General features: G+C 70.1%; 19 protein-coding genes and 1 rRNA gene. 6 read left to right on the top strand and 14 right to left on the bottom strand.

Features of this window, described 5'->3' with window-relative positions; translation table 11 throughout:
• Position 1: 1 nt before the first annotated feature.
• From BM430_RS16320 to BM430_RS16330, 3 genes are all read left to right on the top strand, one after another.
• Positions 2 to 745 (top strand): ABC transporter ATP-binding protein, encoded by a 744-nt coding sequence (locus tag BM430_RS16320; protein WP_093568303.1) that lies wholly within the window; start codon positions 2 to 4, stop codon positions 743 to 745.
• 324 nt (positions 746 to 1,069) lie between these two features.
• Positions 1,070 to 2,623 (top strand): UxaA family hydrolase, encoded by a 1,554-nt coding sequence (locus BM430_RS16325; RefSeq protein ID WP_093568304.1) that lies wholly within the window; start codon positions 1,070 to 1,072, stop codon positions 2,621 to 2,623.
• Positions 2,624 to 2,706: 83 nt separating this feature from the next.
• A complete protein-coding gene (locus tag BM430_RS16330) occupies positions 2,707 to 4,005 on the top strand; it encodes an MFS transporter (protein WP_093568305.1) in 1,299 nt (432 codons plus the stop codon).
• 34 nt (positions 4,006 to 4,039) lie between these two features.
• Here the strand turns inward: BM430_RS16330 and BM430_RS16335 are convergent, their stop codons facing one another.
• From BM430_RS16335 to BM430_RS16350, 6 genes are all read right to left on the bottom strand, one after another.
• A complete protein-coding gene (locus BM430_RS16335; RefSeq protein ID WP_093568306.1) occupies positions 4,040 to 4,765 on the bottom strand; it encodes a class I SAM-dependent methyltransferase in 726 nt (241 codons plus the stop codon).
• A 77-nt stretch (positions 4,766 to 4,842) separates the two neighbouring features.
• Positions 4,843 to 4,980 (bottom strand): hypothetical protein, encoded by a 138-nt coding sequence (locus BM430_RS34760; protein WP_177303072.1) that lies wholly within the window; start codon positions 4,978 to 4,980, stop codon positions 4,843 to 4,845.
• 150 nt (positions 4,981 to 5,130) lie between these two features.
• The gene (locus tag BM430_RS34765; RefSeq protein WP_177303073.1) at positions 5,131 to 5,277 is read right to left on the bottom strand and encodes a hypothetical protein; all 147 of its coding nucleotides are present in this window, start codon (positions 5,275 to 5,277) and stop codon (positions 5,131 to 5,133) included.
• Positions 5,278 to 5,529: 252 nt separating this feature from the next.
• Positions 5,530 to 6,093: a hypothetical protein gene (locus tag BM430_RS16340; RefSeq protein WP_093568307.1), complete on the bottom strand. Its 564-nt coding sequence runs from the start codon at positions 6,091 to 6,093 to the stop codon at positions 5,530 to 5,532.
• A gap of 93 nt (positions 6,094 to 6,186) precedes the next feature.
• On the bottom strand, positions 6,187 to 6,840 hold the full coding sequence (locus tag BM430_RS16345) for a DUF2155 domain-containing protein (RefSeq protein ID WP_093568308.1): 654 nt from the start codon (positions 6,838 to 6,840) through the stop codon (positions 6,187 to 6,189).
• 153 nt (positions 6,841 to 6,993) lie between these two features.
• Positions 6,994 to 7,410, bottom strand: coding sequence for an NADH:ubiquinone oxidoreductase subunit NDUFA12 (locus BM430_RS16350; RefSeq protein WP_093568309.1), 417 nt, complete (start codon positions 7,408 to 7,410; stop codon positions 6,994 to 6,996).
• Between the two features lie 505 nt (positions 7,411 to 7,915).
• On the opposite strand from BM430_RS16350, the gene BM430_RS16355 reads away from it, so the two are divergent.
• Positions 7,916 to 11,659 carry a vitamin B12-dependent ribonucleotide reductase gene (locus tag BM430_RS16355; protein WP_093568310.1) on the top strand — a complete coding sequence of 1,248 codons (3,744 nt, stop codon included), beginning with the start codon at positions 7,916 to 7,918 and terminating at the stop codon, positions 11,657 to 11,659.
• A 395-nt stretch (positions 11,660 to 12,054) separates the two neighbouring features.
• Here BM430_RS16355 and BM430_RS16360 read toward each other — a convergent pair whose 3' ends face one another.
• From BM430_RS16360 to BM430_RS16390, 7 genes are all read right to left on the bottom strand, one after another.
• On the bottom strand, positions 12,055 to 13,380 hold the full coding sequence (locus tag BM430_RS16360; RefSeq protein ID WP_093568311.1) for an NAD(P)/FAD-dependent oxidoreductase: 1,326 nt from the start codon (positions 13,378 to 13,380) through the stop codon (positions 12,055 to 12,057).
• Positions 13,373 to 14,137, bottom strand: coding sequence for an amino acid ABC transporter ATP-binding protein (locus BM430_RS16365; RefSeq protein ID WP_093568312.1), 765 nt, complete (start codon positions 14,135 to 14,137; stop codon positions 13,373 to 13,375). The genes BM430_RS16360 and BM430_RS16365 overlap by 8 nt, the downstream gene beginning before the upstream one ends.
• Positions 14,134 to 15,633: an argininosuccinate lyase gene (gene argH, locus BM430_RS16370; RefSeq protein WP_093568313.1), complete on the bottom strand. Its 1,500-nt coding sequence runs from the start codon at positions 15,631 to 15,633 to the stop codon at positions 14,134 to 14,136. The genes BM430_RS16365 and argH overlap by 4 nt, the downstream gene beginning before the upstream one ends.
• 78 nt (positions 15,634 to 15,711) lie before the next feature.
• Complete coding sequence (locus tag BM430_RS16375; RefSeq protein WP_093568314.1) at positions 15,712 to 16,431, bottom strand: amino acid ABC transporter permease; 720 nt, start codon at positions 16,429 to 16,431, stop codon at positions 15,712 to 15,714.
• 12 nt (positions 16,432 to 16,443) lie between these two features.
• On the bottom strand, positions 16,444 to 17,106 hold the full coding sequence (locus BM430_RS16380) for an amino acid ABC transporter permease (protein WP_093568315.1): 663 nt from the start codon (positions 17,104 to 17,106) through the stop codon (positions 16,444 to 16,446).
• A 72-nt stretch (positions 17,107 to 17,178) separates the two neighbouring features.
• The gene (locus tag BM430_RS16385) at positions 17,179 to 18,021 is read right to left on the bottom strand and encodes a transporter substrate-binding domain-containing protein (protein ID WP_093568316.1); all 843 of its coding nucleotides are present in this window, start codon (positions 18,019 to 18,021) and stop codon (positions 17,179 to 17,181) included.
• Between the two features lie 96 nt (positions 18,022 to 18,117).
• The gene (locus tag BM430_RS16390) at positions 18,118 to 19,254 is read right to left on the bottom strand and encodes a pyridoxal-phosphate dependent enzyme (RefSeq protein WP_093568317.1); all 1,137 of its coding nucleotides are present in this window, start codon (positions 19,252 to 19,254) and stop codon (positions 18,118 to 18,120) included.
• An 82-nt stretch (positions 19,255 to 19,336) separates the two neighbouring features.
• On the opposite strand from BM430_RS16390, the gene BM430_RS16395 reads away from it, so the two are divergent.
• Positions 19,337 to 20,248 carry a LysR substrate-binding domain-containing protein gene (locus BM430_RS16395; protein WP_093568318.1) on the top strand — a complete coding sequence of 304 codons (912 nt, stop codon included), beginning with the start codon at positions 19,337 to 19,339 and terminating at the stop codon, positions 20,246 to 20,248.
• An 11-nt stretch (positions 20,249 to 20,259) separates the two neighbouring features.
• Here the strand turns inward: BM430_RS16395 and BM430_RS16400 are convergent, their stop codons facing one another.
• Positions 20,260 to 21,393, bottom strand: coding sequence for an FAD-dependent monooxygenase (locus BM430_RS16400; RefSeq protein ID WP_093568319.1), 1,134 nt, complete (start codon positions 21,391 to 21,393; stop codon positions 20,260 to 20,262).
• Between the two features lie 492 nt (positions 21,394 to 21,885).
• Between BM430_RS16400 and BM430_RS16405 the strand changes: the two genes are divergently transcribed.
• Positions 21,886 to 22,068 (top strand): 16S ribosomal RNA (locus tag BM430_RS16405); the annotation flags it as partial.

Consider the following 22,068-nt stretch of genomic DNA (forward strand, 5'->3'; position numbering starts at 1 on the left):
CATGGCACTCCTGGAAATCCGCGACCTGACCGTGCGCTACGGCGAGATCGAGGCCGTGCGCGGCATCTCGTTCTCGGTCGAGGCCGGCGAGGTCGTGACCCTGCTCGGCTCCAACGGCGCCGGCAAGTCGACCACGCTCAAGACCATCTCGGGGCTGGTGAAGCCGGCCGGCGGCGAGGTTTTGTTCGAGGGCCAGTCGCTGCTGGGCCTCAAGCCCGAGGAGATCGTGCGCCGGGGCGTGGCGCACGTGCCGGAGGGGCGCCGGGTCTTCCCGGGCCTCACGGTGCGCGAGAACATCATGCTCGGCGCCTCGAACCGGAAGGGGCTCACGAGCCGCCAGATCCGCGACGAGGCGGAGGGCATGTTCGAGCTCTTCCCCGACATCCGCCGCTTCGGCGACGCCCTCGGCTGGACGCTCTCGGGCGGCCAGCTCCAGATGGTCGCCCTCGCCCGAGGGCTGATGGCGAAGCCCCGCATCCTGCTCCTCGACGAGCCGTCGCTGGGCCTCGCCCCGGTGATCGTGCAGGCGGTGTTCGCGATCATCGCCGAGGTGCGCCGTCGCGGCACCACCGTGCTGCTCGTCGAGCAGAACGCCCGCATGGGCCTCTCGGTCGCCGATCGCGGCTACGTGCTGGAGACCGGTCAGCTGGTGCTCAGCGGCGAGCCGCAGGCGCTCTGGGCCAACGACGACATCCGGGCGGCGTATCTGGGCGGGCGGGCCAAGGCGGAAGCGCTGGCGCATTGATCAGGTTCGCTCGCATCTACGGGACTTGCACCCTCCGCGTCATTCCGGGGCTGCACAGCGGAGCCCGGAATCCAGAACCGCAGAGGGTAGAGAATGAGGCGGAACACACACCGCTCTGTTCAGAATCTCCTGAGTGTCTGGATTCCGGGCTCCGGTGCGCGGCCCCGGAATGACCAGGAGGGTGGGAGGAGCGTCAGAGCCGACTAACAGCGCTCGACCGCAACTCCGAGATTTGCTCAGCGCGGCGGCGTGACCTGCGAAACACATGATGGCCCGACGGATCGCACCGCCGTATGATGGGCCCCAAGCAACAAGGTCCCATCCATGTCCTCCCCCACGCCCCTCCACCCCACCAACCCCCGCATCGTGCGCCTCAGCCACGAGGACAACGTCGTGGTGGCGGTGGACCCGATCGTGCCCGGCGCCACCGTCGAGGGCGTGACCGCCTCGGCGCGCGTGCCGCGCGGCCACAAATTCGCGGTGGTGACGATCTCCGAGGGCGGGCCGATCCGGAAGTTCGGCCAGATCATCGGCTTCGCCAGCCGCGCCATCGCGCCGGGCGAGTGGGTGCACGAGCATAATGTGGGCTTAGGAGAGGACAAGGGCGACTTTGCCCGCGACTACCGCTTCTGCGAGGAGGCGAGGCCCGTCGCGATGGTGCCCGACGCCCAGCGCGCCACCTTCGAGGGCTATCGCCGGGCCGACGGCCGGGTCGGCACCCGCAACTATGTCGGCGTGCTGACCTCGGTGAACTGCTCGGCCACGGTCGCGCGCTTCATCGCCGAGGAAGCCCGGCGCTCCGGCCTCCTCGACGAGTTTCCGGGCATCGACGGCATCATTCCGCTGACCCACGGCACCGGCTGCGGTTACGACATCCAGGGCGAGGGCGCCGACATCCTCAAGCGCACGCTGTGGGGCTACGCCGCCAACCCGAACATGGGCGGCGTGATCATGGTCGGCCTCGGCTGCGAGGGACTGCAGATCGACCGCTGGAAGCGCGCCTACGGCATCGAGGAGAGCGAGACCTTCCGCAGCTTCACCATCCAGGATACCGGCGGCACGCGCCGCACCATCGAGGCCGGCGTCGCGGCGCTCCGCGAGATGCTGCCGGCCGTCGCGAAAGCCAAGCGCGAGACCGTACCGGCCTCCGAGCTGATGCTGGCGCTGCAATGCGGCGGCTCGGACGGCTATTCGGGCATCACCGCCAACCCGGCGCTCGGCGCCGCGGTCGACCGGCTGGTCTCTGAGGGCGGCACCGCGATCCTCTCCGAGACGCCGGAGATCTACGGCGCCGAGCACCTGCTGACGGCGCGCGCCGCGACGCCGGAGATCGGCCACAAGCTCGTCGAGATGATCCACTGGTGGGAGGCCTACACCGCCCGCAACGGCGGCGAGATGAACAACAACCCCTCCCCCGGCAACAAGGCCGGCGGTCTGACCACCATCCTGGAGAAGTCCCTCGGCGCCACCGCCAAGGGCGGCTCGACGACGCTCACCGGCGTCTACCGCTACGCCGAGCCGGTGACCGCCAAGGGCTTCGTCTACATGGACACCCCCGGCTTCGATCCGGTGGCGGCGACCGGCCAGGTCGCGGGCGGGGCCAACGTGCTCTGCTTCACCACCGGCCGTGGCTCGGCCTATGGCTGCAAGCCGACCCCGTCGATCAAGCTCGCCACCAACAGCGAGATGTACCGGCGGATGCAGGACGACATGGACATCGACTGCGGCGACGTGCTCGACGGCACCTCGATCGAGGAGAAGGGCCGCCAGATCTTCGAGACGATCCTGCGCGTCGCCTCGGGCGAGCGCACCAAGTCGGAAGGGTTCGGCTACGGCGATGCCGAGTTCGTGCCCTGGCAGATCGGCGCGGTGATGTAGCCGGCGCGATATGGCGGGGCGGACGGAACCGCAGTAAGGGGCCTCCGGGGCACAAGGACAAGAACGCTCCGGAGGACACCACGATGACACCTGACGTGAGCAGCGGGAGCGATCTCACCCGCCGCCAATGGAAGATGACGCTGCTCGCGAGCCTCGGCGGCGGTCTCGAATACTACGATTTCATCGTCTACGGGATCTTTGCGAAGGATATCGCCGCCGCGTTCTTTCCGGCGAGCGATCCGGTCGCGGCCCTGACCCTGTCGCTGGCGGTGTTCGCGGTCGGCTACCTCGCCCGCCCCCTCGGCGGCCTGGTGCTGAGCCATTTCGGCGACCGCTACGGCCGCAAGACCGTGTTCGTGGTCACCGTCTTCACCATGTCGGCCTGCACGCTCGGCATGGGCCTCGTTCCGGCCTACGCCTCCTGGGGCGTGTGGGCGACCTTGCTCCTCGTGAGCTTGCGCTTCGTGCAGGGGCTTTGCATCGGCGGCGAACTGCCCGGCGCCATCACCTTCGTGGTCGAGACCGCCTCGCGCCGGCCCGGCCTCGCCTGCGGCATCGTCTTCTGCCTCGTCAACGGCGGCGTGCTGCTCGCGGCCCTCGTCAACCTCGCGCTGCAATCCTGGCTGCCGCCGGCCGCCATGGCGGAGTACGGCTGGCGCATCGCCTTCCTGTTCGGCGGCGTCGTCGGGCTCGTCAGCTTCGTGCTGCGGCGCAGCTTGGAAGAGACGCCCGAGTTCCTGCGCCTCCAGCACCGCGCCGCCCGCCGGCCGATCGGCGAGGTCTTTCGCGATCATCGCGGCGCGGTGCTCCTCGGCATCGGCGTCGTGGCGCTGACGGCCGGCTTCAACGGCATCCTGTTCGCCCACATGCCGGCCTACCTGATCCAGGTGCTGAAATATCCGCCGCGCGAGGTGGCGCTGGCGATGAACGTCGCGCTCTTCGCCATGTCGGCCTCGCTGCTCTTCGCCTCGTTCTTCGCCGACCGGGTGCCGCCGCGCCGCCTGATGCAGGCCTCCGCGCTGATCGTCCTGATCGGGGTGATCCCGGCCTACCAGGTGCTGGCGCGGGGCGGGGCGAACCTGTTCGTGGTGCTGCCGCTCCTCACCATGGCGGTGGCCGGGGCCAACGGCAGCTTCGCCTTCCTGCTCGCCGGGCTGTTCCCGACCCGGGTGCGGTTCAGCGGCGTCGCGCTCGCGCTCAATATCGGCTTCACCCTGCTCAGCGGTCTCGGGCCGCTCGTCGCCAACGCGCTCATCGGCGCCACCGGCTGGGCGGCGGCGCCGGGCCTCATCATCGCGGCCTCGGCGCTGATCGGACTCGTGGTCGCGAGTCGGCTCTCCGACCGGCCGGCGACGCTCACCGAGCCGGTGCCGGCCGCCTGACCCGGACCGGACCGCCCGCCGGGCGGTCCGGCGCTCATCGAGCGTCCGGAGCCCGCCGGGCGATCCAGGCGCCCCAGAACAGGCTGGAGAAGAACCGCAACGGCGGGCCGAAGCCGCTCTCGCGCAGCAGCTCGGCCACCGCCTGCTCCGAATGCGGCGGGTCCGCCCCCTGCAGGATCTTCGCCCGCTTCGCCGCGACCTCGTCGGGCCCGGCACCCTGCTGGCGCCAGCGCTCGCCCCAGGCGGCGAGCAGCAGCGGCTGGCTCGCGTAAGCCTGATGGTTGCCGGCGAGGATCAGCGGCGCGTCCGGCGCCAGGCGCCGGGCGATGTCCCGCAGGATCGCCCGCTTGGCTTCATCGCCGGGCAGGTGGTGGAGGACGCCGATCAGGGTCGCGGCGTCGAACGCCTCGCCCTCCGGCAAGTTGGCGACGGTCCCGCGCACCACCTCTGTGCGCTCGGTCAGCCCCCTCTCCTCCAGCCGGGCGACCGCCAGCGCCAGCATCGGCTCGGAGGGATCGACCGCGGTGAAGCGCCAGCGCGGCTCGAGCGCCGCCGCGGTGACGATCTCTTTGGCCCCCCCACCCGCTCCGGCGACCAGCACCCGTGCGTCGCGGCCCGAGCCGAGGGCGGCGGCCAGCATGCAGGCGGCGAGTTCGTGGCAGGCCTCGTAGCCGGCGAGCGCGATGCGGCTCTGCTGCTCGTATTCCGCGGCGCGGGAACGATCGAATTTCTGGGCGGGGTCTTGTTGCGCGGCGCTCACGGGGCGGACTCCGGTCGGGGAACGGGTCCGCGAGTTGGACCCGGTCGGCGCCGGCGCGCAAGCCGAAGCCGGTCGCCTCAGCCCTCCGGATGCCGCTCGCGCCAGCGCGGGCCGGGGCCGCGCATGTAGTGCAGTTCGGGACGGTAGGGATCCATGACCGCGGCGATGAGATCCCGCCAACGCTGGGTGAGGCGTCCGACGAAAGCCATCAGCATGGAACCGTCCTCCTGCGCGCGAACCTTGAGCCGCGGTCGAGCCACGCACGGATCGTGCCGGCTGTTCCTTGCGAAACTCTTGCAGGGAAATCTGGTCCGAGGCTGGGGCGAGAGTGCGACGGCGGCGTGGAGGGCTTGAGGCAGGATCGCTTAAGGCAGGATTCCTGCGAGCTTCAGCCCGCCCGCGGCGATCACCGCCAGCACCACGCCCCAGAGGTCGAGGGGCATCGCCGCCCACCAGGCGGTGGTCTCCGCGTCGGGCAGCGGCGCGTCCTGCGCCCGTGCGATGTCGCGCATGGTCGTCTCCCTTGGGCCCGCATCCTCCGGGCGCCCGTCTCGCGCGGGCATCCCTGCCTCAGCGTACAGCAGGACGCCGAGAGCCGCAGCAGAAAGACGTGAAATCGGTCACGGGCTGGCGCTCAAAGATGCGCCGCCGGCAAAGGGTGCTCATGAGGGAGGCGGTCACCCCGGATGCGAGCACGAAAGTCCCGACAGGTGCGCGGGTGTCGGATTCCGTCCGGCGTTACGGGGCAGGTGCCGGACCGGCCGTCACGCTTCCTCGTCGGGCTCGGGCGGAACCCCGTACACGCGGATGTAGAGGTCGGCCGTCGGGTCGATCTCGACCGCCCCGGTCTCGCCGGGGCCGTAAACCCCTTCGACCGCGAAATGCCAGGCCTCCTCGAAGCCGACCACGTCGAACCGCAAGGCCGGGAAGCGCCGGTGCAAAGCCTCGAACACCGGAGCCGGAAAGCTCCACGCCGTCGCCAGGACAAACTCCAGCATCGCGCCGCCCGCCCCGTCGTCGGACCGCCCCAGCTCGTCGTAGGCGTCCGCGTTGCGCTGCGTGCCCCAATGGTCCAGCGCCCACGCAGCCCGCTCGGGGCCGTCCGCCAGCGTGCCCGGCATCGGCAGGATGCGGTTGAAGTCGAATGTCGAGGGCGGCGGGGGGCGCGGCTCGGGCGCGGCCCGTCCCACCAGGGCGCACAGCCGAGCCAGGAGACCCGCGATGGGGGGCTCACGGAGCGGCGGATCCTCGACCATGAGGGCCCGGAAGGCCGCCACCTCGGCCGAGGACCCGCGGACCAGGCAGCGCGTCGTCACGTGGTTGGTCATCGCGGAAGGTCCCCGCCGTCATGAGCGAGCGGGCCTTTGCGACACGGAGCGTGCAGGATGGAGAGCCGAGCCATCCCCCGGATGACCCGCGCCTCAGCGCGGGTTCGGGTTCATCGGATCGGCGCCGGCCGGCATCGGGCCGTCATTGGTCGGGAAGAACTTTCTGGACGGCGACTGGCGCGGCTGCACCGGCGTGCCGCGCAACGGCTCGACGTCGACCTGGCCCTGGCGGTTCACCTGGCGCGAGCGCGGTGCGTCCTCGCCGCGCGCCTGTTCGCGGCGCTTGCGGCCCTCGGGCTTCGCGGCGGCGACCGGCGCGTCCTCCTGCTCCTTCGGCTCGGCCACGATGTCGGTGCCGCCTTTGCAGTCGACCAGCCAGACGTCGTAGATCGGGTGCTCGATCGCGTGCAGGCCCGGGCTCGAGGCGAACATCCAGCCGGTGAAGATCCGCCGGTACTTGTTCTCGAGGGTGACCTCGTCGACCTCCAGGAAGGCCGTGGTCTTGGCGCTCTCGGTCGGCGGCCGCGTGTAGCAGACCCGCGGGGTGAGCTGGAGCGCGCCGAACTGCACCGTCTCGTCCACCGCCACCTCGAAGGAGACGATGCGGCCGGTGATCTTGTCGAGGCCGGAGAACACCGCGGTCGGGTTGCGGATCTTGTCGGCCCAAGCCGGCGCGCTCGCGCCCAGGAGGGCACCGCCGAGGAGCAGGAAGGCGCCCGCGGCGCGGCGTGCGGTCATGCGGCTCAAAACCCAGTCGCTCCCGGCTTCGTAAGTTCGGCAGGCCCTACCCGGCCTCTCGCGCCCGACGGAAGCGGGCGCGCGGGCCCCGTCGGCCCGCCCGCGATAGACACAAGGAGGATGGTGGAAAAAGGGCGGGTCGGCTTCCTCGCCGGGGACCTCTTACTCGCCCGGCACCCACGGCACGTAGTCGCCGGTCGCCGCCGGCCGCTGGCCGTAGGAGAGCTGCGAGCCCCGCGGCCGGTAGGCCGCCACCGTGCCGGTGAGGTTCTCCTCGTGCGGCTTCTGCCACTCGCGCGGGACGTAAGATTCCTCCGAGGGCGGGACGTCGGTGGCGTGGCAGAGCCAGCCGCGCCAGCCCGGCGGCACCTTCGAGGCGTCGGCGTAGCCGTTATAGATCACCCAGCGCCGCTCCGAGCCGACCGAGGCGTCGATCAGCGGGCCCTGCGCCCGGTAGTAGCGGTTGCCGAGCTCGTCCTCGCCCACGAAGCTGCCGCGGCGCTTGGTGTAGAATTCCAGGCTGACGGTCGAGCCGCTCCACCAGGTGAAGATCCGAAGCAGGGTGTCTTTCAGCGCCATCGCGACCGTCTCTGGGACCTGAGGTCCTCGGGAACGGGGGGAAGCCCCCCTCAACTCGCGCGGGACTATGGTGAGATGGTCCCCGGATGTCCAGCGCGTCCCGCGCCGCAGCACGATTCCTGTGCGCGGGGCGCTCCCGCCACCGGCACGGCCCCCCCGATTCGCAACGACCTGTGAACAAATCGGTGGTCGGATGCTGCGCCGGCTGTGAACCGGCACCGGTCTCGGGCCGATTCCGCCAAGCCGGACGCGAGCTTAAGCGGAGGTTCGCCGCCATCCACAGGATTCCGCCCTCCACCACAACATCTAGCGAGGAACGGAGTCCGTCGACACTAGTTATTGACGTGGGGCTGCCAGGGTCGGTAGTTTCCAGGCTGACAGGACGGGCGGCCCCGAGGGGCTGAAGGCTCGTCCACCTCTATCCGAGCGTCCCCGCCCTTCCTTGTAACCGGCGGACCCCTGCCACGCGGGCGGTCCCCGGCTGTTCGTGACCGGAGAGTATCCCATGCGGTTCGAGCGTCGCATCACCACCGCGGGGCAGTCGCCCTATGCCAGCATCCCGTTCCGCAAGGCCGTGAGCGAGATCCGCAATCCGGACGGCTCGGTGGTGTTCCGCCTCGACGGCATCGACGTGCCGGAGGCTTGGAGCCAGGTCGCCTGCGACGTGCTGGCCCAGAAATACTTCCGCAAGGCCGGCGTCCCGAAGGCGCTGAAGAAGGTCGAGGAGAACGGCGTCCCGTCGTTCCTCTGGCGCTCGGTGCCGGACGAGGCGGCTTTGGCCGGCCTCCCCGAGGGCGAGCGGACCGGCTCCGAGACCTCGGCGACGCAGGTCTTCGACCGGCTCGCCGGCTGCTGGACCTACTGGGGCTGGAAGGGCGGCTACTTCTCGAGCGAGGAGGACGCGGCCGCGTTCCACGACGAGCTGCGGGCCATGCTCGCCCGCCAGATGGTGGCGCCGAACTCGCCGCAATGGTTCAACACCGGCCTGCACTGGGCCTACGGCATCGACGGCCCGGCGCAAGGCCACTTCTACGTCGACTACAAGACCGGCGAGCTGACCCAGTCGGCCACGGCCTACGAGCACCCGCAGCCCCACGCCTGCTTCATCCAGTCCGTCGCCGACGACCTCGTCAACGAGGGCGGCATCATGGACCTGTGGGTGCGGGAAGCCCGCCTGTTCAAGTACGGCTCGGGCACCGGCTCGAACTTCTCCCGCCTGCGCGGCGAGAACGAGAAGCTCGCCGGTGGCGGCAAGTCCTCGGGCCTGATGAGCTTCCTCAAGATCGGCGACCGGGCCGCCGGCGCGATCAAGTCCGGCGGCACGACGCGCCGCGCCGCCAAGATGGTGATCGTCGACATCGACCATCCGGACGTCGAGGCCTTCATCGACTGGAAGGTCAAGGAGGAGCAGAAGGTCGCCGCCCTCGTCACCGGCTCCAAGGTGGTGTCGAAGCACCTCAAGGCGGTGATGAAGGCCTGCGTCAACTGCGAGGCCGCGGGCGATGCCTGCTTCGATCCCGAGCGCAACCCGGCGCTGAAGCGCGAGGTCAAGGCCGCCCGCAAGTCGATGGTGCCGGACGCCGCGATCAAGCGGGTGATCCAGTACGCCCGCCAGGGCTACACCGACATCTCGTTCCCGATCTACGACACCGACTGGGATTCCGAGGCCTACCTCACCGTCGCCGGCCAGAACTCGAACAACTCGGTCTCGCTGACCGACGACTTCCTGCGCGCGGTCGATGCGGATGCGGACTGGACGCTGACCCAGCGCACGACCGACAAGGTGGCGAAGACCGTCAAGGCGACGGAGCTGTGGGACAAGATCGCGGAGGCGGCCTGGGCCTCGGCCGATCCGGGCCTGCACTTCAACACCACGATGAACGATTGGCACACCTGCCCGGCGGGCGGGCGGATCCGGGCCTCGAACCCGTGCTCCGAGTACATGTTCCTCGACGACACCGCCTGCAACCTCGCCTCGGCCAACCTGCTGGCGCTCTACGACCGCGGGGCCAAGCGCTTCGACGTCGAGGGCTACGAGCACCTGTGCCGGCTGTGGACTGTGGTCCTCGAGATCTCGGTGCTGATGGCGCAGTTCCCGAGCCGCGAGATCGCCGACCTCTCCTACAAGTACCGCACGCTCGGCCTCGGCTACGCCAATATCGGCGGCCTGCTGATGACCATGGGCCTGTCCTACGATTCCCGTGAGGGCCGGGCTCTCGCCGGTGCGCTCACCGCGATCATGACGGGCGTGTCCTACGCCACCTCGGCCGAGATGGCGAAGGAGCTCGGGCCCTTCCCCGCCTACGAGGAGAATGCCGACGCGATGCTGCGGGTGATCCGCAACCATCGCCGGGCCGCCCACGGCGAGGCCGAGGGCTACGAGTTCCTCAACACCAATCCCGTCCCGCTCGACCATGCCGGCTGCCCGCAGGGCGAGCTGGTGGAGCACGCCAAGACCGCCTGGGACCGGGCCCTGCAGCTCGGCGAGGAGCACGGTTTTCGCAATGCCCAGGCCACCGTCATAGCGCCGACCGGCACGATCGGCCTCGTTATGGATTGCGACACCACCGGCATCGAGCCCGACTTCGCGCTGGTGAAGTTCAAGAAGCTCGCCGGCGGCGGCTACTTCAAGATCATCAACCGGGCGGTGCCGGATGCCCTGCGCAGCCTCGGCTACCGCGAGGCCGAGATCGCCGAGATCGAGGCCTACGCCGTCGGCCACGGCTCGCTCGGCCAGGCCCCGGCGATCAATCCGGGGAGCTTGCGGGCCAAGGGCTTCACCGACGACAAGATCGCGGCGGTCGAGGCAGGCCTCAAGTCGGCCTTCGACATCAAGTTCGTGTTCAACCGCTGGACGCTCGGCGAGGACTTCCTCACCCAGACCCTGAAGGTCCCTGCCGAGAAGCTCGCCGACCCGTCCTTCGACCTGCTGACCTTCCTCGGCTTCAGCCGCAAGGACATCGACGCCGCCAACGTCCATATCTGCGGGGCGATGACGCTCGAGGGTGCGCCGCACCTCAAGGTGGAGCATTACCCGGTCTTCGACTGTGCCAATCCGTGCGGCCGGATCGGCAAGCGCTACCTCTCGGTCGAGAGCCACATCCGCATGATGGCGGCGGCGCAGCCCTTCATCTCGGGGGCGATCTCCAAGACCATCAACATGCCGAACGACGCCACGGTCGAGGATTGCAAGAACGCCTACCGGCTGTCCTGGACGCTGGCGCTCAAGGCCAACGCCCTCTACCGCGACGGCTCGAAGCTGTCGCAGCCCCTCAACTCGGCCCTCATCAGCGACGAGGCCGACGAGGAGGAGGATGCGGTCGAGGCCCTGCTGGCGCTGCCGGCGGCCGCCAAGACCGTCGCGGTGACGGAGAAGATCGTCGAGCGGATCGTCGAGCGCGTCGAGCGCCTGCGCTCGCAGGAGAAGCTGCCGAGCCGCCGCAAGGGCTACACCCAGAAGGCCAAGATCGGCGGCCACACCATCTTCCTGCGCACCGGCGAGTACGACGACGGCCGGCTCGGCGAGATCTTCCTCGACATGAACAAGGAGGGCTCGGCGCTCCGTGCCTTCATCAACAACTTCGCGATCTCGGTCTCGCTCGGCCTGCAATACGGCGTGCCGCTGGAGGAGTACGTCGACGCCTTCACCTTCACCCGGTTCGAGCCGGCCGGCTTCGTCCAGGGCAACGACGCGATCAAGAACGCCACCTCGGTGCTCGACTACGTCTTCCGCGAGCTGGCGATCTCGTATCTCGGCCGCGCCGACCTCGCCCATGTCGACCTCTCGGAGATGGGCACCACGGTGACGGGCGGCGTCGCCCCGACGAAGCCCGCGACCGGCGCGGACGCGGTCCCAGCGAACAACGTCGTGTCGCGCGGCCTGCTGCGCGGCTCGGGCGACCGGCTGACGCTGATCCATGGCGGTCCGGGCGGCACCACCCCCGGCGTCGCGGCGCCGAGCACGGGCCAGACGGCTCCGGCCGGCGGCAGCGTCCACGCGGTGCGGGGTTCCGTGGCCCTCAAGACCGAGCCGACGCTCGCCGGCCGGGTCGAGGCGCTAGTGGAATCCCTCCCCTTCGCCAAGCCGGATCCGGCCGCCGCCGGCCGCTCCGTCTCGGACCGCCGGGCCGAGGCGAAGATGAAGGGTTATGTCGGCGAGGCCTGCCCGGAATGCGCCAACTTCACCCTGGTGCGGAACGGGACCTGCCTGAAGTGCGACACGTGCGGTTCGACGACCGGGTGCAGCTGAGGCGTGACCGGCCCGGGCGGCGTGCGCCCGGGTTGGATCGGGATAGCCTGATCTAAAGACCGCACGGCAGGCGGGCCTCGCGGCTCGCCTGCCGCGATGATTCGAGGGGACGACACCACGCTTACCGGGTGTTCGCCCAGTTCCTCTCTCGTCTGTCCGGCTTGCTCGACAGTACTGATACCCTCCGCGTCATCCCGGGGCCGCGCAGCGGAACCCGGGATCCATAAACGCTGACGGTTCAGGATGACACGGAACACTCTTTGCCTTTTCCGTGCTCCTCCGCGGTTATGGATCCCGGGCTCTCGACTTCGTCGAGCCCCGGGATGACGTGGAGAGATGGAAGTCTGTGCGCGCGATTGATCGAACGGATCAATTCAGCAGTCTTCGACTTGCCATCACCGCCCCGCGAACCGATGCTCCACGGCATCCCGCAGGTGGTACCATCCGCTCACCACCGGCAGGAACCACGGTTTGCCGTCGTAGAACGGCACCGGGACCCGCGGGAAGGACGGCGCGTCGAAGGCGCTCGGGCGGTTCTGGCGGCCCAGAAGCTTCAGCGCCGCCTGGTGGCCGAGATAGGTCATCAGCGCCACGCCGTTGCCGTTGCAGCCGACCGCGAAATCGACGCCGTCCTGCCGGCCGAGATGGGCGAGCTTGTCGGCTGTCATGCCGACCTTGCCGCTCCAGCAATGCGTCACCTGGACCTCCGAGAGCTGCGGCCAGACCGCCCGCATCAGGGCGTGCAACTTGGGCGCGGCATCGCGCTCCGGGACCGTGAACATCCCCGGCCGGCTGCCGAACAGGAGCCGGGTGCCGTCCGGCGAGGGCCGGGCGTAGATCAGCTCGCGACGCGAATCGGTGATCATCCGCCGGCCCGGATTGATCTCGTCCATCAGGGCCCGCGGCAGCGGCGCGGTGGCGATCTGGTAGCTCCGCACCGGCACGACCCGCTGACGCAGGTAGGGGCTCGCCCGGTCGCTGTAGCCGTTGGTGCCGTAGAGGACATGCCGGGCCCGGATGCGGCCGCGCCCGGTCTCGACGGTGGAGAACCCGTCGCCCGACGGCTCGACTGAGAGCACGGGGGCGTGCGAGCGCAGGGTCGCGCCGTGGCGCCGGGCGAGGGCGCGGAGCGCCCGGTGGTACTTGCCGGGATGCAAGCCGCCGTAATCGTCGATGACGATGCCGCCGTGGTAGAAGTCGGTGCGGGTCACCTCGTGCTGGCGGCTCTTGGGGATCTCGTGGACGGTGACGCCGGTATGGCGCGCCAGGAGTTCGCCGTTGCGGCGCAGGCGGTCGTAGTGGCGCGGCACGTAGGCGGCGAAGTAGCGGCCGACCACGCCGAGATCGGCGTCGAGGGCTTCCTCGCGGATCAGCGTCTTCAGGTGCTCGTAGGACGAGAGCGAATCCTCGAGCAGCCGCGCCATGCGGGCGGCATCCACCCCCTTGATCGCGCCGCCGATCACCAGCTTCTGCCCGCTCGACACCATGCCGCCCGAGCGGGTCGAGGCCCCGGCGCCCAGCTCCTCCGCATCGACCACCGCGACCGACACGCCGTTGCGGGCGAGCTCCGCCGCCGCCGAGAGGCCGCAATAGCCGGAGCCGACGACGAGCACGTCGGTCGCGTCGGGTAGCGGATCGCGGGCGGTCTCCGGGGCGGCGGCGTCCCACCAGTACGGATCGGTGGTGAAGCCCTCGGCGAGGAGGGCGGCCGGATTAGGCATGGAGGGCCTCGGGGGTCTGGCGAAGGGAGGAGAGGAAGCTTTTCGTGCGCGCGTGCCGTGGTTCGCCGAAGAGGGCCGAGGGCGGTCCCTCCTCGACGATGGCGCCCTCGGCCATGAAGACGACGCGGTCGGCGACCTCGCGGGCGAACCCCATCTCGTGGGTGACGACCACCATCGTGGTGCCGTCGCGGGCGAGCCCCCGCATCACGTCGAGCACGTCGACGATCGTCTCCGGATCGAGGGCCGAGGTCGGCTCGTCGAACAGGATCGCCTTCGGCCGCATGGCGAGCGCCCGCACGATCGCCACCCGCTGCTGCTGGCCGCCCGAGAGCGCGCTCGGGTATTCCTCCGCCTTGTGGGCGAGGCCGACCCGGGCCAGCAGCGCGCGCGCCTGCGCCTCGGCCTCCGCCCGCGATAGGCCGAGGCGGCGCATCGGCGTCAGCGTCATGTTGCGCAGCACCGTGAGGTGCGGGAACAGGGCGTAGTCCTGGAACACCATGCCGATCTCGGTCCGCAGGCGCTGCCAGGCGCCTTCGTCGTGCAGATCGACCGCCCGGCCGGCGACGCGCAGGCTTCCCGAATCCGGCCGTACCAGCCCGTTGATGCAGCGGATCAGCGTGCTCTTGCCCGACCCGCTCGGGCCGATCAGCACCACGACGCTGCCGGCCGCGACGTCGAGGTCGATGCCGTGCAGGGCCCGGAACGCGCCGAAGTTTTTGGTGAGCCCGCGCAGGGAGATGAGCGGCTCCGCATTCATGCGGCGAGCTCCCGCACGGCCCGCTTGAGAGCGTCGCGCGCCGTCTGGAGCTGCGTGCGCCGGGCGACGAGGGCGGCCCGGCGCGCCTCGAGCCGCGCTTGCGCCGCCTCGACGCTGCGCGCCACCGCCTCCGGCGCCGGGCCGCCCGGCAGGGTGCGGGCGGCGACGCTCAGGGCCGGATCGAGGCTTTGCCGCACCGCCTCCTCCGGGAGGTGGAGCGCCCGGCCGGCCTCGCTGAGGGCCGCCGCATCGACCATCGCCGGCGTGATGCCTTCGGCCGAGAGGCCCGCATCCATCGCCGCCCGCACCACCGCGCCGACGACGTGGTGCGCCTCGCGGAAGGACAGGCCGGCCTCGCGCACCATCAGGTCGGCGAGGTCGGTGGCGGCGCAAAAATCCTCGGTGACGCGCCGGCGCATCAGGGCGGCGTTGGGGCGCGCGGTCGCGATGATGAGGTCAAACAGCGCGAGGCACCGCAGGGTTTCCTCGCCCGCTTCCCACACGCCGCGCATCGTCTCGCGGTTGCCGTCGATGGTGTTGGTGAAATGCGTGCCCTTCACGGCGCTCGCCGCCGCCACGTAGAGGCCGAGCATCTGCCCGGCCTTGCCCTTCAGATGCTCCAGCACCACCGGGTTCTTCTTCTGCGGCATGATGCTGGAGGTGCCGGTGACGCGGTCGGGAAATTCGATCGTCTGGAACTCGTGCGAGACCAGCACGTGGTAATCCTGCGCCACGCGGCTCCACCCGATCGCCACCTGCGACAGGCCCGCCAGGATCTCGAGCCCGAAATCCCGGGTCGCGACGGCATCGAGCGCGTTCTCGACGAGCCCGTCGAAGCCGAGGCTTTTCGCCAGCATCCCCCGGTCGATCGCGAAGGCGGTGCCGGCGAGCGCACCGGCCCCGAGCGGGCTCGCATTGGTGCGCGCCCAGGCATCCGACAGGCGGCCGAAATCGCGGGCAAGCGACTGCGCGACGCCCGCGAGGTAGAAGCCGTAGGTGACGGGCTGGGCCGGCTGGAGATGGGTGTAGCCGGGCATCACCACGTCGCGGAAGCGGTAGGCGCCGTCCAGCGCGTGCTCCTCGACCGACAGCAGGGCCTGGCCGGCATCGAGCAAGAGGTCGCGGGCCCGCATCCGGTCGAGGGCCGAGGTCAGGTCGTTGCGGCTGCGGGCGATGTGCATCCGCCCGCCGGCATCCGCACCGATCAGCCGGATCAGCTGCGCCTCGTAATTGAAGTACGAATCCTCGCGCTCGGGATCGAGGGGGACGGCGCCCGGCCCCTCCTCCTCCATCCGCAGGAGACCCGCCGCCAGGGCGCGCGCCGCCGCCGGACTGACTAAGCCGCAGGCCGAGAGCATCAGCACGTGGGCTTGGTTGAGGTCGGTCATGTGGGCGAACACGGCCTGGAAGTCCCGCGCGAGGCGCGGCGCGTAGATGTGCTCGCACACCTCCGGCGCGACCGGCTCGGTGAGCCGGCGGCTGACCTTCGATTCCATGGCGGAGATCCTTTTGTTAGATCTTTGGACCACGGCCGGCCACGGGCCGGTCGCTACGGAGAATGGGAAGGACCGAGATCAGGGAAGCTGCGGGGCGGGGGTACGGGCGGCGGCGGCCGCCTCGGGAGCGAGGCGGCTCTGAGGCCGGCCGAGGCGCCGCTCCAGCCAGCGGCCGAACCAGGACAGGCCGGAGCAGATCACGAAATAGGTGACGAGCACCGCGCCGTAGACGAGGAAGGCGGGATTCCAGCCCTCCATCATCGTGGTGCGCTCGACGATGATCTGCCCGACCTTGAAGAACTCGCCGACGCCGACGAGGGCGCCGAGGGATGTCGCCTGGATCAGGAGCGTCAGCAGCCCGACGAAGGGCGGCAGGATCGCGCGCAACGCCTGCGGCCCGGTGATGAAGCCGTAGACCTCCCAGGTCTTGAGGCCGAGAGCCGCGGCGCTCTGCCATTGGTGGCGCGGCACGGCGTTGAGGCCGCCGCGCACGATCTCGGCACCGTTGGCGCTGCCCCACAGGGACAGGCCGACCGTCACCGCCCAGAACGGCGTCAGGTCGAGCCCGGCGAGGGGTGCTACGAAGAACACCAGGAAGATGTTCACGATCAGCGGGATGTCGCGAAACAGCTCGACCCAGACCCGCACCAGGACCCGCAGGGAGCGGTAGCGCAGCGTCGCGAGGATGCCGAGGATCCCGGACAAAACGGTGACGAAGAGGAGCGTGGTGAGCGAGAGCGCCAGCGTCATGCCGAGGCCCTGGAGGATGAAGGGCAGGTTCTTGACGAGGAGATCCATGACGGTGCCCCCTCAGTGCCGGAACGGCGCGTTGAGCCGGAATTCGAGCCGGCTCGCCAGGAACGACAGGACGAGGACCAGGGCGAGGTAGATCACGCAGATCGCCGCGAACATCTCGAGCGTACGAAAGTCCATCGAGATCCGGTCGATCGCCACGTAGGTGAGCTCGGCGAGCCCGATCGCCTGGAGGTAGGACGAGTTCTTCAGGAGCGAGATCGCGGTGTTGAGCATCGCCGGCAGCGCCACCCGGATCGCCAGCGGCGCCGCGACGAGGTGGAAGAAGCGCCAGGGCGTCAGCCCGAGGGCGTAAGAGGCCTCGCGCAGGCCCTTGCCTACGGTGGCGAGGCCGCCGCGCAGGTTCTCGATCTGGTAGGCACCGGCCCACACCGTCAGGCAGAGCACGCCCGACCAGAACAGCGACAGCTTCAGCCCGATGCCCGGCAGCCCGTAGAAGATGAAGAACAGCTGCGCCAGCATCGGCGTGTTGCGGATGAACTCGACATAGGCCGCCACGATCCGGTCGAGCACCGGCACTTCGAGCACCCGCACGGCCGCGCCGAGGAGGCCGACCAGCACCGAGAGCACGATCGACAACAGGCTGACCTGGACCGTGAGCCACAGGCCGCGCATCAGCGCGGGCCCCTGCGCCGCCAGGTAGGCGAGATCGAAATCCATGCCGGCATCCCTCGGTGTCGGGGGCGGCCGCCGCGGGCCGCCCGGCTCAAGGTTTTCAGCGCATCCCGTGCTTCAGCGGGCCGTCGGCTTCGGCTTGGTGAAGGCGTCGGCGTAGAAGGGGCGCAGGTCGGCGGGCACCCACTTGTCGACCCATTTCGCGTAGAGCCCTTCCGCCTTCATCCGGGCGAGCGCCGCGTCGACATAGGCCATCCACTCGGGATCGTTCTTGCGCAGGCCCGCGGCCGCGTCCGTGACCGCGAAGGACTCGCCGACGAGGCGCAGGGACGGATCCTTGGCGGCGACCACCACCAGCGTCGCGGCATCGTGGGTGTAGGCGTCGCCGCGGCCCTGCTTCAACGCCTGGAGGGCGTCGGACGCCGTGTTGAGCCGCAGGGTCTCGACCTTCGGCATATTGTCCTCGAACCACTTCGCCTGGGTCGAGCCCTTGAGCATCACCACCGTCTTTCCGGCGACGTCGTCGAGCTTCTTGATCGGGCTGTCCTTGGCCACCAGCATGTCCGAGCCGCCCCAGCGATAGGGCGTCGAGAAGTCGATCACCCGGGCCCGCTCCGGCGTCACCCCGAGGGTGGCGATCAGGATGTCGACCTTCTTGCCCATGAGCTGCGGGATGCGGTTCTCGGCGGTGACGCAGGTCAGCTCGATCTTGTCGGCCGAGCCGAAGGCCCAGGCGGCGATCTGGACCGCCATGTCGGTCTCGATGCCGGAGAAATTGCCGGACTCGTCCTTGTAGCCGTAGGGCGGCTGGTCGCAGCGAACGCCGGCCCGCAGCACGCCGGCGGCCTGGATCGCCTTCGGCAGCGGCGGCAGTGCCTGGGCCGCCGCGGCGGCGATGCCGGCGGCCATGAGGGCGGCAGAGACGAAGGCGGTGTGCGCGAGGTGCCGCAGCAAGGTCATCGGGTTCCCCTCCGGTCGGTCGGTGGTGTGTGGTCTATGCATCATTCGCCGAAGTGGTCACCGGTTCGGCGGCGAAAATGATGCAGAAACAAGAAGCTAAGCAGAGTTGCCCCGTGCAGCTCTGCTTAGCGGGACGCCGTCATCCATCGCGCCGGCGCCCGAGCTGGTGAGCAGGGCAATGGCGTGGCGGCCGGCGAGCGCCCCCTCGGCGCCAAGCACGAACAGGGCCGCGACGCTCGCGGCGGCGGACAGTTCGGCGTGGAGGCCGCCTCGGCCGAGGCGCCCCTGCGCCGCCCGCGCGGTCTCGTCGTCCACGACCACCGCCGTGCCGCCGCTCTCGCGCAGGGCGTGGAGCGCCTGGAAGGTCACCGTGTCGCCGCCGATCGAGAGCTGCGCCGTCTTTCCCGGAAACGACTCCCGGTAATCGGCCCCGGCGAGGACGCGGGCGAGGCGCGGGAACGGCTCGACGGCGACGAGACGCGGCATCCCGCGCCCGAGTTCCTGGAAGCCGAGGAGGAGCCCCGACAGCAGGTCGCCCCGGGCGCACGGCACCACGACGAGATCGGGCAGGCCCGCAGCGGCGATCTCTGCCGCGAGAACCTTGTAGCCGGCGATCCCGAACGGGTTGGTGCCGATGGCCGGCCGCCGGTAATTGGTCGCCGCGAAGGCCCCGTCCGCGACGCGCCGCCCGACATGCTCCCAGCGCGCCGCGCTGTCGGCGACCTCGACGAGCCGGGCGCCATAGGCCTGGATCGCCCGGCGCGCCCCGGCCGGCATGGACGGGGTCGTGGCGATCTCGGCCGGCAGCCCCGCCCGCGCCGCGTAGGCCGCGAGCGACACGCCGGCATTGCCGCTCGACGCCGCCACCACCAGCGGGGCGCCGAGTGCACGGGCCCGGGCGAGAAGCGGGGCGCTCATCCGGTCCTTGTGCGAGCCGGTCGGGTTGCACCATTCGAGCTTCAGGGACAGCCGGCCGAGACCCGCCTCCGCGGCGAGGTCCGGTGCCTCGATCTGCGGTGTTCCGCCCTCGCCCAGCGAGATGCCGTCGGTCGAGGGCAGGACGATTCCGCCCGATGCTGCACCGCGAAAGACGAGCCGCAGGTTCGCCGCGTGCCCTTCGGCCGCGCATCGTGGGCACCCGCCGTCGTCATCTCCGAGGGGGAGCGCGAGATCGCAGCGCAGGCAGGCGAACCCGCTCGGAGACTGCCTCTGTATGTCGCGTTGCTCGACCATGAGGGGCAGTGTGCGAGCGTCCGGCTATCTGGTCAAATGCTGGTTTCTGCGCATGCTATTCACGGGCGATATGGGGTGATGCATGAACCTGAGGCAGGTTGAGGCTTTCCGCGTCGTGATGCTGCGCGGATCGATGACGACGGCGGCACAGGCCCTGCGCACGTCGCAGCCGAGCGTCAGCCGGCTCATCGCGGAGCTGGAGGCCGCGACCGGCCTCACCCTGTTCGAGCGCCAGGGCGGGCGCCTGCGCCCGACCGACGAGGGCTTGTCCTTCTACCGCGAGGTCGAGCGCAGCTTCCTGGGGTTGGAGAACCTCGCCCAGGCCGCGCGCGACATCCGGGTGTTCGGCAGCGGACGCCTGCGGATCGCCGCGATGCCCGTGATGGCGCTCGGCTTCATCCCGCGCTGCATCCGGCGCTTCCGCGCGCAATTCCCGACTGTCGCGATCTCCCTGCAGATGGGCAGCGACGGCACGGTGATGCGCTGGATGTCGGCGTCCTATTGCGACATCGGCTTCATGGCCAACATCGTCGAGACGCCGTTCATCGAGTACCGCCCGCTCTACGCGATCCCGGGACTGTGCGCCCTGCCCCCGGGCCACCGGCTGGCCGAGCGCGCCGTCATCGTGCCGGAAGACCTCGAGGGTGAGGCCTTCATCTCCCTCTCCCTGGAGGACGGGGCGCGGACCCGGGTCGACCGCGCCTTCGAGGCCGCGGGAATTGGTCGCCAGCTAATGCTGGAGACGCCGTTCGGGGCGACGATCTGCGCCCTCGTCGAGCAGGGCCTCGGAATCGGCATCGTGAACCCGATCGCGGCTGACGATTACCGCCGCAGCGGCATCGCCTTCCGGCCGTTCCGGCCCGAGATCCCGTTCCACGGCCACGCCCTTTTTCCGAGCCGCCACCTCAACAACCCGCTCATCGACGGCTTCCTCGCCGTCGTGCGCGAGGAGCTGGCCGGCTACGAGACGACGGCGACGGGCTTGCGGGAGTGAAGTGCCTCCCGTCAGGCCGTCACGGTTGTACGGAGCGGCGCGTAGGTGGCCAGGTAGCTGCGTGGCCCGATCATCGGCAGCAGCGCATTCCTCAGCCAGCCCGGCATCGTCGCCGTACGCGACAGCCGGTCGGTCATGGCCTGGACATGCGCGACCCGCGGCCGGCGCAGCCGCTCGTAATCCTGCCCGACCGCGCCCCAATCGCGCGTCCCCGCCAGCCGATCGGCGAGGACCAGCGCGTCCTCGAGCGCCAAAGCCGCGCCTTGCGCCCAGACCGGGGCGGTGGCGTGGGCCGCATCGCCGACGAGCACGACGCGGTCGCGGGTCCAGGCTGGAATGCGGACCTCCTCCAGCGGGGAGTGATGGAGGCCCGCCGGCTGCGCGAGCGCCGTCTCCAGGGTGTCGCGGACGCGGCGCGGAAAGGCCGCGAAGGCCCGCCGCAGGCCGCCCGGATCGAGCCCCTCACCCGACTCGGCGCTCGCCGAGATCCAGGCATAGGCCTCGCCGCGATCGACGGGGATGAGCAGGAACAAGGCGCCGGCCCCGGCCCACAGCGTCCAGGCTTCGACGCCGGGATTCGGCACCATGACGCGCCAGCTCTGCGACGCCAGCAGCGCTGCGCCCGGCGCGCGATCGTCGAACAGGCTGCGCCGCACCCGCGAATGCACGCCGTCCGCCCCGACGAGCAGGCCGCCCGCCTCGGTCGTGCCGTCGTCGAGATCGACCGCGACACGCTGCGCGCTCTGCCGGCCCGCCACGATGCCGGCCCCGTGGCGCAGGTCGTCGGGGGCAAGGCCGAGCTGCAGGAGGCGCAGCAGATCGGCGCGGCGCAGGCAATGCGGTCCCATCTCCGCGCCCCAGAACGCCTCCTCGTCGACGGCGAAGAGCAGACGGTCGCGCTCGGTGCGGTACTCCCGCCGGTGCAGGCGCGCGCCGACCGCCCGGAGCTCGTCCAACAGGCCGAGTTGGGCGAGCGCCCGCACCGCGTTGCCGGGCAGGTTGATGGCGAGCCCCGCTTCCGCCGGGCCGCCACGTCGCTCCAGCGTAAGGGAAGGAAGGCCGCGCCGGTGCAGGGCGCGCCGGACCGCGAGGCCGGCGATGCCGCCGCCGGCGATGAGGACGCGATCGACAGTGTCGGTGGTCATCTGGCTGCGCGCTGCTCCGATCGATGGACGACACGGACTCCCTATGCACGATCCGGGGCGACTTGCACCCGCGTAGCCCCCTCCCCTCGCGGGCCAGGTCACGGGTGTGGCGACCGTGCGCAGAGCGGAGTTAGCGCCACGATTGACAGGCGAGCCGGCTACCCTTAAACGACCGCTCACCGACGGGGCGCCGAGACGAACGGCTTAGCCCCGCAGGACTTCCCGAGAGAGACTAAAGCAAGGGCCAGGGCAACCCGGCGCTGCTTTCTGTTCTCCAAGGGTACGAGATCTGGCCCCAGGCCCGATCAGCTCTTTGACAAGTTCATACGAGAAAGAGAAGCGTGGACGGCGTCGTCCCTGCGGATCCTGCCTTTGGGTGGGATCGTGAGTAGGATGATGCTGGTCTGACGTTTCGGTGCTCACACGATCAGGCGGAAACGCCGGTCGGTCGTGAGCCTCCGTTTATGTTGTGATCAGCTATGATCAGCTCTTCAACTTGAGAGTTTGATCCTGGCTCAGAGCGAACGCTGGCGGCAGGCTTAACACATGCAAGTCGAGCGGGCCCTTCGGGGTCAGCGGCAGACGGGTGAGTAACGCGTGGGAACGTGCCCTTCGGTTCGGAATAACTCAGGGAAACTTGAGCTAATACCGGATACGCCCTTATGGGGAAAGGTT

Origin of the sequence: Methylobacterium sp. 174MFSha1.1 (assembly GCF_900116815.1) — a bacterium.
Lineage (GTDB): Bacteria > Pseudomonadota > Alphaproteobacteria > Rhizobiales > Beijerinckiaceae > Methylobacterium.